The sequence below is a fragment of the Alkanindiges illinoisensis genome (assembly GCF_004377485.1).
Taxonomy (GTDB): Bacteria; Pseudomonadota; Gammaproteobacteria; order Pseudomonadales; family Moraxellaceae; genus Alkanindiges; species Alkanindiges illinoisensis_A.
The window spans coordinates 100804-113265 of record NZ_SNTY01000085.1 but is presented as its reverse complement, the minus strand read 5'-3'; the positions used below and the strand labels follow the sequence as shown (position 1 = coordinate 113265).

12 protein-coding genes, 4 tRNA genes and 1 pseudogene are annotated in these 12462 nt (G+C 45.2%); 6 read left to right on the top strand and 11 right to left on the bottom strand.

Annotation, left to right across the window (positions count from 1 at the left end):
• Both E2B99_RS13990 and E2B99_RS13985 read left to right on the top strand, forming a co-directional pair.
• Positions 1–108: pseudogene (locus tag E2B99_RS13990) on the top strand (IS982 family transposase); the annotation flags it as partial.
• Between the two features lie 231 nt (positions 109–339).
• On the top strand, positions 340–738 hold the full coding sequence (locus tag E2B99_RS13985; protein WP_166739061.1) for a HEPN domain-containing protein: 399 nt from the start codon (positions 340–342) through the stop codon (positions 736–738).
• A gap of 97 nt (positions 739–835) precedes the next feature.
• Here the strand turns inward: E2B99_RS13985 and gltS are convergent, their stop codons facing one another.
• The 4 genes from gltS to E2B99_RS13965 form a co-directional block, all read right to left on the bottom strand.
• The gene (gene gltS, locus E2B99_RS13980) at positions 836–2059 is read right to left on the bottom strand and encodes a sodium/glutamate symporter (protein ID WP_134245882.1); all 1224 of its coding nucleotides are present in this window, start codon (positions 2057–2059) and stop codon (positions 836–838) included.
• A gap of 63 nt (positions 2060–2122) precedes the next feature.
• Positions 2123–3358, bottom strand: a complete 1236-nt coding sequence (locus tag E2B99_RS13975; RefSeq protein WP_134245880.1) for a multidrug effflux MFS transporter — start codon at positions 3356–3358, stop codon at positions 2123–2125.
• Between the two features lie 203 nt (positions 3359–3561).
• Positions 3562–4275: a type 1 glutamine amidotransferase gene (locus tag E2B99_RS13970; RefSeq protein WP_134245878.1), complete on the bottom strand. Its 714-nt coding sequence runs from the start codon at positions 4273–4275 to the stop codon at positions 3562–3564.
• Positions 4276–4408: 133 nt separating this feature from the next.
• The gene (locus E2B99_RS13965) at positions 4409–4867 is read right to left on the bottom strand and encodes a hypothetical protein (RefSeq protein ID WP_134245876.1); all 459 of its coding nucleotides are present in this window, start codon (positions 4865–4867) and stop codon (positions 4409–4411) included.
• A gap of 260 nt (positions 4868–5127) precedes the next feature.
• Between E2B99_RS13965 and E2B99_RS13960 the strand changes: the two genes are divergently transcribed.
• Together E2B99_RS13960 and E2B99_RS13955 are read left to right on the top strand one after the other, a co-directional pair.
• The gene (locus E2B99_RS13960) at positions 5128–5682 is read left to right on the top strand and encodes an SdpI family protein (RefSeq protein WP_134245897.1); all 555 of its coding nucleotides are present in this window, start codon (positions 5128–5130) and stop codon (positions 5680–5682) included.
• Between the two features lie 228 nt (positions 5683–5910).
• Positions 5911–8589: a PepSY domain-containing protein gene (locus E2B99_RS13955; protein ID WP_134245875.1), complete on the top strand. Its 2679-nt coding sequence runs from the start codon at positions 5911–5913 to the stop codon at positions 8587–8589.
• Positions 8590–8661: 72 nt separating this feature from the next.
• Here E2B99_RS13955 and E2B99_RS13950 read toward each other — a convergent pair whose 3' ends face one another.
• Positions 8662–9396, bottom strand: a complete 735-nt coding sequence (locus tag E2B99_RS13950; RefSeq protein WP_240687846.1) for a Crp/Fnr family transcriptional regulator — start codon at positions 9394–9396, stop codon at positions 8662–8664.
• A 114-nt stretch (positions 9397–9510) separates the two neighbouring features.
• Here E2B99_RS13950 and E2B99_RS13945 point away from each other — a divergent pair, with 114 nt between their 5' ends.
• Both E2B99_RS13945 and E2B99_RS13940 read left to right on the top strand, forming a co-directional pair.
• Positions 9511–9828: a DUF962 domain-containing protein gene (locus tag E2B99_RS13945; protein WP_134245873.1), complete on the top strand. Its 318-nt coding sequence runs from the start codon at positions 9511–9513 to the stop codon at positions 9826–9828.
• Positions 9829–10034: 206 nt separating this feature from the next.
• Positions 10035–10214: a hypothetical protein gene (locus E2B99_RS13940; protein ID WP_134245871.1), complete on the top strand. Its 180-nt coding sequence runs from the start codon at positions 10035–10037 to the stop codon at positions 10212–10214.
• A 107-nt stretch (positions 10215–10321) separates the two neighbouring features.
• Here E2B99_RS13940 and E2B99_RS13935 read toward each other — a convergent pair whose 3' ends face one another.
• From E2B99_RS13935 to E2B99_RS13910, 6 genes are all read right to left on the bottom strand, one after another.
• Entirely contained in the window at positions 10322–10750 is a 429-nt protein-coding gene (locus tag E2B99_RS13935; protein ID WP_134245869.1) for a DUF4124 domain-containing protein, read from the bottom strand.
• A gap of 227 nt (positions 10751–10977) precedes the next feature.
• Positions 10978–11053, bottom strand: a tRNA-Val gene (locus E2B99_RS13930).
• A gap of 153 nt (positions 11054–11206) precedes the next feature.
• A tRNA-Asp gene (locus tag E2B99_RS13925) sits at positions 11207–11283 on the bottom strand.
• A gap of 111 nt (positions 11284–11394) precedes the next feature.
• Positions 11395–11471: transfer RNA gene (locus E2B99_RS13920), tRNA-Asp, on the bottom strand.
• 33 nt (positions 11472–11504) lie between these two features.
• Positions 11505–11580: transfer RNA gene (locus tag E2B99_RS13915), tRNA-Val, on the bottom strand.
• A 155-nt stretch (positions 11581–11735) separates the two neighbouring features.
• Entirely contained in the window at positions 11736–12278 is a 543-nt protein-coding gene (locus E2B99_RS13910) for a L,D-transpeptidase (RefSeq protein WP_134245867.1), read from the bottom strand.
• Positions 12279–12462: the final 184 nt, after the last annotated feature.

Sequence of the window (12462 nt, the reverse complement as noted above, 5' to 3'; positions counted from 1 at the left end):
GCACGTAGTCTTCATGGATTTCTGAGTGGAATTTACGCCTCACTATGTGCATATCAACTCACTCATCAAAATAAGCCAACAATTCAAATTAAGGAATCATCGGCTTAAGCACGATTCGGGTTAAATAATAAATTTGATATTAAATTAAATATACCAAATCAAGAGAATACTTTACCATTAATAGTAAATTACAATATTAATAAAATTAGCTCGCCATCTCAAGATATAATTTATACTATAAATCTCAATCTTGAAAAGAACTTATCTGATGGAAACAATATTGGAAATAAGTTTAAAGAACTTAATTTTCCATTATACTCAAAATTGAATGAAAATGATTTGTTAGCCAAGTTAAAAATAGCAATTAACTGGCAGTCCTCATCTCTAAGATCGCAAAACAACAGAGAAAGCTTTCTATTTTGTGCAATAGGCCTTGAAGCATTACTAACCACAGGTAGAGAATCTATTACTAAATCTTTAGCAGAGAACACTGCATTTTTAATTGCTGACAAAGATATAGAAAGCCGAAAATTTATTTACTCACAGATAGTGCGTCTATACTCCCACAGAAGTGGCATTGCTCACGGAGGAAACATAAATATTGAAATTAAAGATCTCAATCAAATTAGGTATTACCTTTCAGTATGTATTATCACTATAATTATTAAAATTCAGAAAGATGAGCTTAATACTGTAAAAGATTTAATTGATTTTTTTGAAGATCAAAAATTCAGTTAATTTTTATTTATTAAAAACACTACATGTTGCCAAACCAAGCATTTAGCTTTTCTCACTAACCGCTTGGTCTAGCTTAAATCTAATACTAACTTTCCAGCTATCCAAAAAACTTGATAAACACCTGAATCACCCCGGCATTAATCAAATCAATAAAAAAAGCACCCACCATAGGCACAATCAAAAAAGCCTTGTGGGATGGGCCGTATTTATTGGTAATGGCCTGCATATTGGCAACGGCAGTTGGTGTTGCCCCCATGCCAAAGCCACAATGCCCAGCCGCCAGCACGGCTGCATCATAATCACGACCCATGCCATAAAATGTCACGAAGTAAGCATATAACGCCATCACCACAGTTTGCGCTGCCAGAATTATCATAAGGGGTGCCGCCAAACCAGCCAGCTCCCACAGTTTTAATGACAGCAAGGCCATGGCCAAAAATAGCGACAGTGACGCACTGCCAAACACATCAATGGCACGGTCAAACATATCGACCCGGAAAATATATTCCAGCCCATTGCGAATAATAACCCCGCCGCCCAGTGCCCAGACAAAGGTTGGCAACTCAAACGCTGTACCCTTGGCAATAATGGTCATATAGTCAGCAAAGGCCAAACAGGCAGCAAACAGTGCCAGTGTTTCAACTGCGTTGGTGGCAGTGATCAGGCGCTCCTTTTGCGGTTGCTCAAAATTCAGCACATCACTGTTTTCAGTTACCGGTAAATTATTAGTGGCCTGTGGTGCAGGTAAATGTAGATGATGACGCGCAATAAGCGCCCGTGCAAGTGGGCCACCTATCAGTCCACCAATCACTAGGCCGAAGGTGGCACAAGCAATGCCCAGTGTCACTGCACCCTGTACGCCATATTCCTGCTCCAGCACCTGCCCCCATGCCCCTGCTGTGCCATGACCACCCACCAGAGTAATGGAACCAGCGATCAGACCAATGAGTGGATCAAGCCCCAGTGCCGTTGCCAAACCAATTCCCACCACGTCCTGCACTAAAATAAACACGGCAATAATGACCAGAAAGATTATAAGGCCCTTGCCACCAGCCTTTAACTTGGCAAAGTTGGCGCTCAAGCCAATCGAAGCAAAGAAAATCAGCATGAATGCGGTTTGCAGGTCTTTATGAAAACTAAACTGGTAACCAGTCAGCGCATGAATCGCAAACAGGATAATGGCAGCCACCAGACCGCCAGCAACGGGTTCGGGAATATTAAAATCCTGCAAAAAGCGGATTTTTTTCACCAGATATTGACCAATTAATAAAATAATTACAGCACAAATCAGGGTGTAATAGGCGTTTAAAGTAAAGTCCATTTTATTGTTCCGTTAAATTCTGGTTGATGCGCCATAGAGCATCTCTTAAGGTTTCAAGTGGGTTCAGGCGCCTGTGGGAGGTGTTGGTGGCATGGCCCGGCGCTCACGCCAGCGCAACACATAGACGGCTGTCAGGCCCGTAACAATTAACACCACCATCACAATGCTCATCGATAGTGATAAGGCATAAGGCAGCATATATAGTGCCAAGCCAGCCAATAGGCCAAAGCCAAACTGCAAGGCACCCATCAAGGCACTGGCCATGCCTGCACGTTGACCCTGTTCAGCCAGTGCAATGGCCGTGGCATTAGCACCGGTTAAGCCAACACCAGAGACGACAAAAAACAGGCCAAACATGCTGGTGGTAAGTGTGCTATGGCCAGACAACGCTAGGCACAACAGGAATATCGCCCCGAAACTTTGCATGCTGGCGCCAATGTGCAACAGGCGTAACACACCCAGCCGCTTGACCAGCCGCGCATTGAGTTGCGACAGTACAATCAGGCCAAAGGCATTGAATCCAAAAATCCATGCAAAATGCTGGGCAGATACCCCAAAGTGATCAATAAACAATTCAGATGACGCACTAATATAAGCAAACATGGTAGCACCGAGCAGGCCGCCTGCCAGCGCGGGTGTTCGAAAACGATGATCTTTTAGCAGCTCGGCATAAGTGCTTAACACCTGTCCAATACTCAGCTTGCGCCGTGATTCAACAGGCAGGGTTTCATCAAAATAAAAATGAATCAGCAACAGACAAGCTAGGTCACAAAGCAGCAGCAAAGTAAAAATTCCATGCCAGCCGGTCCAGATGAGCAAGGCACTGCCTAGCATCGGCGCCAGAATGGGTGCAGCGCCCATCACCAGCATCAGCATGGAATAGGCTTGCGCTGACTCTGCCATGCTCAGGCGATCACGAATGGCTGCCCGCGCCATCACTACGCCCACACAGCCACCCAGTGCCTGAAAAAAACGTGCAATCAGCAGCACATCAATACTGCTGGCTATCATGCAAACCAGACTCGCCAGTGCAAACAGGCTTAAGCCAAAATATAGGGGAAACTTGCGGCCAATGCGGTCACTCACCGGACCGTAAATTAGCTGACCTAATGCCAGTCCAAAGAAATAGGCTGGTAGGCTATTGGCCACCTGTGCCGTATCCACTGATAAGTCTTTAGCCATCGCTGGCAAGGCCGGTAAATACATATCAATGGACAGCGGCCCCAGTGCCGTAAGCAAACCCAGAATCACAATCCAGCGCATGGAATAAGGACGTGAGTTAGCTGGCCTGTTGAGCATAGTGGGCGTACATCTCAAATCGTGATGGAAGCACTCTATTTTAGTGGGCCAAATCAATAATTAAGCTTTATTCTTGTTAATAGCGTTGTGTTATTGATCAAATTAAGACTAAAGTTGCAGCACAACACGGCTATAAAATCAGCATTTTGTAGTGATCCGTGTTGTAAATTTCCAAGCTTAGGCAAAAACAAGCCATCCAGCTTTCAAATATCTTGTGCCAGAAAATCCAGAATTTTCATCATTAAGCCGTTTACTGCCTTGCTGTATTGCGGGGTCAGCGTCAGAATTTGGGTCTCATCCTGAATATAAAGCTGATCTTTTGAAAGCTCTTCGGCCAGCTCATCAGCGCAATGCAACACAATCTGCCCGGCTATATCTGTTGTGGTTTCCAAATGGAATTGCAAACCAATCACATAATCCTGATACTGAAAAGCCTGATGCAGGCAACCTGCACTTTTCGCCAAATGGATGGTACCGTCAGGCAAGTCAAAGGTTTCACCATGCCAGTGAAATACTGTGGCCTGTGCTGGAAATTTAAATGCCTGCTCAGGTAAATCAGGAATAGCTTCAACTGGAAACCAGCCAATTTCCTTAACGCTATTGCGATAAACCGTTGCACCCAAGCTATAGGCAATTAATTGTGCCCCCAGACAAATGCCCAGTACTGGCTTGCGAGCAGCAATCGCGTGCTGAATCAATATTTTTTCCTGTGCCAGCCATGGATATTCGGTCTGGTCATTCACGCTCATTGGTCCGCCCAGTACAATCAGCAGGTTAAATGCCTCAATGGCAGGCAGACTGTTTTCATGAGCCGAAAAAAATCGGGTAAAACTTAAAGTCGCCTGTCTGGAATCAATCCAGTCCTCAATACAGCCTAAGCCTTCAAATGCCACATGCTGCAAAACGTGAACACGCACTCCTAACCCTCCACAATAGGATAACTGCAAGCAGGCAGTTATCAGTGAATACCCAATGTTGATTATTGATCAGGGCTTAGGCTGGGCAGGCTGTTCAGTAAAAACAGTGACTCATATTCAGCAGCGCTATTAATTAGCTTGGCCTGTTTTTGGCGGATAATCCGAAATTATCCGTACTCTCGGTAGCATGTGCATGCATTTCAAACGCTTGCTCACGTTGCACCAGCCGTTGACTAAACCACAGCACTCCTGTCCAGATCACCCCATACGCACAAAATGTCACCAGCCAGAATACCGTATGCTCAAATGGACTTAACCATGCCATCTGGATGCAATAGGCCAGCACTGCCAGACTCATCACGCTGCAAACTACGCCAAGCGATGCCTGATAAAATTTTAACATCACACTGCTGAGCAGCACTGCATGTACCAGCGCAGCCACCAGCACCAGTCCATATACCATCAGCATGTCTGGTTCCAGCTTATAAAACTGGTGAATCGCTGGCTGTAGAGCCACTTTATAAATAAACAGGCTCAAGCCTGCCAATGGAACAACAGCACCCATCCTCACCATACGAATGAATTGATACATTATGTTTACTCCCCTGACCCATCCCTGATGCCACTAAAACTCTTGTTTTTACCAACTGGCTTTTGTGAGTGGCACAATTTTCATTTTCATCCTGATAGATTATTTAATAGCACTTTCTGGTTAGTTTTAAAACTGTTTTTAACCCTATTTTTTGCGGGAAATTCCGTTTTTTATAGATTGAATTCGTGTGACTGCCGACTTTAGATCAAACCACTTTTGGGCTACTATAGCTATATTCTGCAAAACAAAGATTTTTATTGATTATGTCCAAAAGCCTCTATCCCTATACGCTACAGCCGGTTCCGTTTGAGCTGTCTGAAGCTGAACAGCGCAGTGCCCAACTGGCGATCTGGCGTCGTACCAATACCATTAGCCAAAAAACCTGGATCATTCTGGGGGTTATTGTCGCGCTGGCCATTGTTGGACTGGTTTTTGTGAAGAATTACTCAACCATTCTTTTCTGGTTGATGCTGGTGGGTGTAGTGCTATATCTGCTGATTCGGCGTTTTGGCTTGGAATGGTATGTCAAACGCAAACTGAATGAAGAACTGGTTGAAGACATTAAAGGCATTAAAATGGGCGTTCAGCCACAGGGCCTAACCATGATTCAGCGCATGGGCGCACAGGAAGGTCGTGGCATGATTAGCTGGAAAGATGTGACTGAATGGCAGGATCATCCGGACTTTTTGTTTTTAACATTTAAGGTGAAAGGCCAGCAGGGTGCGCATGTGTTACCCAAGCGCATGAACTCACAAAACTTCTCGTTTGACACTATTCGCAAGCATTTAACCGAAACTGTTGGCCCAGCCAAGTAAGTCTGAATCTGGTTTGCTCTAACCTTTTGTTATTGCACTTAAGCCGACTGTTATGTCGGCTTTTGTTTATGCATTTTCTAAAGATTTTAAACTTCTACGTTGATATTTAATATTTTTTAAAAATAAATGAAAACTTTAATCATTCTCAGTTAAATTTTTCACTGACTCCGCTATAATTTGCCTAATTTTTAGGTTGCTGAATTTGTCGATGATTAGGTTTAAAAAGTTATGCTAAAAAAAATTCTATTCCAGCTGCACTGGTTTTTTGGAATTAGTGCAGGCCTGATTCTGGCCATTATGGGCGTAACCGGTGCCATTTATTCCTATGAAGAACCCATCACAAAAATCCTCAATCCTGACAGCTTTGTGGTACAGGCCCAACCGGGTACAATGCTCAGCCCTGCCCAGCTTTACGCGGCCTATCAGCGTCAGTATCCTGACCAGGCCATCAATGCCGTGACCGTAGCGGCTTCAAAAACCGAAGCTGCGAGTGTGAATGTGGCCGCGCCGGGTAGCCGCCGGGGCAAGACTTATAATGTCAATCCCTATACCGCCGAGCGCCTGCCCGAAGCCAGTAGCGAAGCATTTTTTCATTTTATTGAAGACCTGCACCGCCGCCTGACCATGGGGGAATTTGGCAAGCAACTTACTGGCATTAGTACCATCATCCTGATTTATTTTATTTTTAGTGGCCTATATTTACGCTGGCCTAAAAAAAGCTCTGCCCGTGAATGGCTGGTGGTTAAAAAGAATTTAAAAGGCCGCAGTTTTTTATGGAATCTGCATGCTGTTGTTGGCACGTGGGTACTGGTGTTTTACCTGCTGCTGGCATTGACGGGTTTAACCTGGTCTTATAATTGGTATCGCACTGCTGCTTATAACGTGATGGGTGTGGAACCGCCGCAACCATCAAGTCAGCAACAAAGCAGGCAACAAGGCGGACAACCGGGCGGCCCAAGAGAACCCGGAGCTGGCGAACAACGCAAACCTAATGGCGAACGCCCAATGCGTGCGCAACAGGATGGTGTACCAGCAAGCGGCCGTGGTAGCCAAGACAGCAATGCACGCGGCAAGTCTAAGGTTAATCCTGATCAGGCATTAAATCAGGGCTGGCAGGTGTTTAGCCAGACTGTGAAAAGCTACTCTACAGCCACCTTCCGCCTGCCAGAAAAAGGCAGTACGCTGGAAGTGTCTTTTGTAGATACCGTGCCACAGCATGAGCGTGCGCGTAATACGTTAAAATATAATCTGACCCAGCGAAAAATTGAGGAGCTTAGTTTTTATAAAGACAAAGCCCTGAATGAAAAAATCATGAGCAGCATTTTGCCAGTGCATCGGGGAAGTTTCTTTGGGCCGGTCTGGCAGTTCCTGACCATGCTGGCTGCCCTGAGTATGCCGCTATTTTTTATTACAGGATGGATGCTGTATCTCAAGCGCCGCAATCAAAAGAAACTTACCCTTGCCGCCCAGCAATTGTCACCGCTTGCGGGTAGTGACCAATCGCCGTGGCTGGTGATTTATGCCAGCCAGACTGGCTTTGCCGAACAAGTGGCATGGCGTACAGCTCAAAGCCTGCAACAGGCCAATATTCCTGCTCAGGTGATCAGTATGGATCAGCTTGGGATTGACCAGTTAAAAACTGCCACCACTGCCCTGTTTGTAGTAAGTACGTATGGACAAGGCGAGCCACCGGATCATGCCCGGGCCTTTGCCAAAAAATATCTTCAGCAACCTGTTGATCTAAGCCAGCTTAGCTATGCAGTGCTGGCACTGGGCGACAAGGAATATCAGGCTACTTACTGCGCCTTTGGCAAGCAACTGGATCAATGGCTGGAGGATGGCAGTGCCAACCGGCTTTTTGAGTGTATTGAAGTAAACTATGGCAGCAATACTGACCTCAATCGCTGGCATGATGCTTTAAGCCTTGTCACGCACACCCGCCTTGATAGCATGGTGATTACCAAGGTATTTGATGAATGGCAACTCCAAAGTCGTGAGTTGCTTAATTCTGGAAGTCTGGGTGAACCAGCGTTTGAAATCCGTCTGGTTGCCCAGCACGATGCCTTATGGAATGCTGGTGATATTGCAGAAATCCAGCCCGGTAATAGTGATGACATTATTACCGCCTTTTTGGCAAAGCATGAACTGCATGCAGAAAGTCAGGTGCAACTTCATGACAAGCAGATGCCTCTATTTAAAGCGCTGCGTTACTTAAACCTAAGTTCCAATGTAACAGCCAGCATACCGCAAAAATTTGGAGTACAGGAATGGCTTGAACAACTTCAACCTCTTCCCTGGCGTGAATATTCCATTGCGTCCGTGCCTCAGGACGGCTATTTAAGTCTGGTCGTACGACAGAACAAAACTGGTAATGGCCCTGACCTGAGCTTGAATTTGGGCTTGGGTTCTGGCTGGCTCACTGCCCATGCCGCGGTAGGCCAGAATATTTTATTGCGTATCCGTAGTAATGAAAGCTTCCATGCGCCCGATGACAACCGTCCGGTGATTTTGATTGGCAATGGCACCGGTATTGCTGGCCTGATGGGTATTTTAAAATATCGTGCCCTGCATGGCTTTAACCGTAACTGGCTAATCTTTGGTGAACGCCAGCGTGAGCGCGACTATTTCTTTGCCCAGCAACTGGAGCAATGGCACATTAACCAGCATCTGCATATTTTGGATCTGGTCTTCTCGCGTGACCAGCCCGAACGCCGCTATGTGCAGCACTGCCTGCTGGCGCAAAAAGAACAGGTGCAGCAATGGGTAGAACAGGGCGCATCCATTTATGTGTGTGGCAGTATTGATGGCATGGCCCCAGCGGTAGATGAAGCTCTGATCCAGATTCTGGGCGAAGCAACGCTGGAACAACTCACTTTAGCTGGTCGTTATCGCCGTGATGTTTATTAAGATGACTGTTCACTTGTATTAGCAAACTCTAGCAAGCTTATATCCCTGAAAGCCTGTCCCAGTGACGGGCTTTTATATTTTCTGGTTGAGCTGTTTTAAGCCTGCTAAATCCAGAATTTCCACTTCCCGATAGTCCACCCGGATGAGTTGCTGCATTTCCAGCTGCTTTAAAATCTGGTTGGTGGTCTGGCGTGAGATTGCCAGCATGCTGGCCAACTGCTCCTGCGGTAAGTTTAATACCCGGCGGCTGTTCTGGCTTAACTCGCCATAGCCTTCAGCAATGACAATCAACCGGCTTACCAATCGTTTAAAGGCCGGAAATAAGGCATTTTCCTCAAGGCTAGCAAAGGTAAACCGGATTTTCTGGGTACTTAATTGCGCCATATAACGCCAGCAGAGCGGATTATCCTGCAACATCTGCTCCAGCGCAGCAGGCGGTATCCATAGCAGCTTGCTGGGTTTTTCGGCCACCGCATCATGGGTACGTGGCAAACCATCAATCAAGGCAATTTCGCCAAACCAGTTACAGGGTTCAATCACTGCCAGCAATGCTTCCTTGCCTTGCTCATTATGGCTATTAATCCGCAAGGCCCCTTCCAGCACACAATACAGGCCATCAAAGGCATCATTACGATAAAACAAATATTGCTGGGCGGTGAGATGTTTAATTTTGGCATGGCTTAGTAACTGCTGCTGAACATGCGCTGGCAGCGAATGAAACCACTGGCCTTGCTGAAGCTGCTGCATCTCATATGCACTGATATCAGGCGCTACGGTCATATCATTGTCTTGCCAGATTAAACCCATACTTTAATCATACGAAAGATTGCTAGCCAGTAAAAGATTGTCGCCTAGTTGATAGTGTCAAGTAGATGGCAAGCTATAAGCTATTGAACAAATAATCCTGATGGAGCATCAAGCATGAAAATTACCCTCAATGCAGAATGGACCCGCCTGCTCAAAAGCTACAAGGCTGATCACCAGAATCCCCGCAACCAATTTTGTCATAAAATTGGTATTCCCCTAATTGCAGCATCACTACCCATCGGCGCCACGATTATTGGACTGCCCCTTGCTGTGCCGATGTTTACCGTAGGCTGGGGCTTTCAGTTTGCAGGACATCTTTTTGAAGGCAAAAAACCGGCTTTTGTGGATGACAAGCGCCAATTGCTGGTAGGACTGGTGTGGTGGGGGCAAAAATCCGGTTTAGTTGATGTGCAAACCACGGCTGAGGGTTAAGCAAATCATTGCTATATTTAACGCAATACATAGTTATAAATCAGGAGACTTAGCGTGTTAATAAGTCTCCTATTGATTAAAAAATAAGATCGAACATTCATAGCAAAACTAATTTTTTACTTACCAATCCTAGACCTAATACAAAATTATGCATGATTAATAAAGCGTTCCTTTTATGCTATAGAAAACACTTATTGGAGAAAATAATGCTAACCAACATATTAAAAGTAATTAGTGCGGCTATTGCTACTGCCTTATTGGCAACAGGCTGTGCAGTACATACACCGGGAGGTAGTGTTGTGCTCGACCCTGACCGTACTTACAGCAAGCATCCGCATGATGGCACCTTTTGCCCACCCGGACAGGCTAAAAAAGGCCGCTGTTAATTTCTCTTCTAAAAAAGCGCCTCAGTGACAGGCGCTTTTTATTATCTCAACACTTGCTGATGCCTGCTAATATCAACCTGTGTATGTCAGCTTTAACTTTAGCAATATTATTTACAGCCATTCATATTATGCGTCTGCGTTTCTACCATGGTTCGCGTGTCTTTATTGCAGGTCACAATGGCCGTACCATCATCCAGACAATACTTGAGTACCGACATATTTGCTGTTTGGGTATCAGACAATACCTTATAGCCTTTTCTGACAAACATACTTTTCATAATGCCCTGAAACGCCAGACAACGGTCATATTCCATGAACATGGTTTCATTGGTCAGACCAGATGAACTCATTACCTTCTGTGTTGGCGCTTTCGTAACCCCTGTACCGGTTTTACTTTTTGCTGTAGCTTCAACCACCGCACAAGGCGCTCCCTGATAAGTCGTGCCTTTACTGGTAGTGCATTTATACACACTACTGGCTTCGGCAGACTGAGCCAGCAATAATATTGTAATAGCCCCTAAAATATTTGTCTTCATATGAAGTTCCATTTCTTTATTTAGTCATTTAAACAAATTGAATAACACAACCATAGCATACTGGCCTTAATCTTGAACTTTATGATAAGGCCTTCTTAAAAAGAATTTTAAGATTTGCTTTAATCGCTTGAATAGATCGATTTATTTTTAAACATTTAAATTTGATTTACCCATAAAAAACAAAAACCGCACTAAAAGTGCGGTTACATTTATTTCCATCAAAAATATGGTGGGCGTTGACGGACTCGAACCGCCGACCCGCTGCTTGTAAGGCAGCTGCTCTACCAACTGAGCTAAACGCCCTGAGCGAGGACAAAGCAAAACAGCGTTTTGCCCGAGCGCAAGAAACAAATATAGGATTTGTTTTAAAACTTTTAAAGCAATGCTTTTTTACAACTTAAGACAAACGCGCGAAGCAAATGCGCAGGCTTACATATATCAGAAAACTAAAATAAATGGCGCAGCGGACGGGACTCGAACCCGCGACCCCCGGCGTGACAGGCCGGTATTCTAACCGACTGAACTACCGCTGCGTTATCGCGACCAATGGGGTAAACTGGTGCGTCTGAATGTTTACTTGCATTCAGTCAAGTGCTTGTTAAAAGCATTGTCACTTGGGATAACGCCCTCTATTTCAGAGGAAATGGCGCAGCGGACGGGACTCGAACCCGCGACCCCCGGCGTGACAGGCCGGTATTCTAACCGACTGAACTACCGCTGCATCGCGTTATTTTACATAACAACAACTTCAACATGGTGGGCGTTGACGGACTCGAACCGCCGACCCGCTGCTTGTAAGGCAGCTGCTCTACCAACTGAGCTAAACGCCCATGTCTTACGTTGTGGGGTGCATTATAGAGAATCTGGATAAGCTGTCAAACGCTTTTCCGCTTTTTTTGAAATTTTGCAGCTGATTGTCCAAAAATTGGCTCATCCAGCTTAAGTTGGTGAATATTTAATCTTTTTAAAGCGTTATATATCCAATTTACAAGCAATTTTTGCCTGATATGTTTTGGTTAAAAACCAAATTATGCAATGAATCATCAAGTTGCTCGAAAATATCCACTCGTGTTCCCACGTCTACCAGATCAAATAATTCAATGACATCGCTATTACGCATCCGGATGCAACCGTGAGAACGCGCAATGCCCATAGGCTCTGTGTCTGGCGTGCCGTGAATATAAATATAGCGGCTATGGCTATCGCAACCTGCACCCTGGTTAAACTGTGGTTCAATACCATACAGCCATAAAATCCGGCTTAGAATCCAGTCACGCTGCGGATTTTTTGCCGACAGTTCATCTGTATAAATTTCACCTGTTGGCACACGCCCGACAAACACACTATTGATGGGCTGTCCTGCGCCAATCTTGTCACTAATGATGTGCTGGCCGCGCGGTGTGCAGCCGCTGCCTTCCTGCTCACCCACTCCATTGAGTGCCGTTGAAATGCTATAACTACGCTGAATTTCACCAAAAAAATGTAGTTGCTGGGTAGAGATATCCACCTGAATATAGGGCTTGGACATGGCGCTCAACTGTAAACCTGACTAACGGTATAAACTGCTACAGCCTAGCATGCAGAGAGGCTGATTTGGAGATTAAAGTTTTGAGTTTAAATTTTGCTAACGGTTTACTGTTTTTTTACTGGATGGGCGTTCAACACATCATCTTTATGCTCGTTGACTATGATTCTTTTCCCTTTAATACATT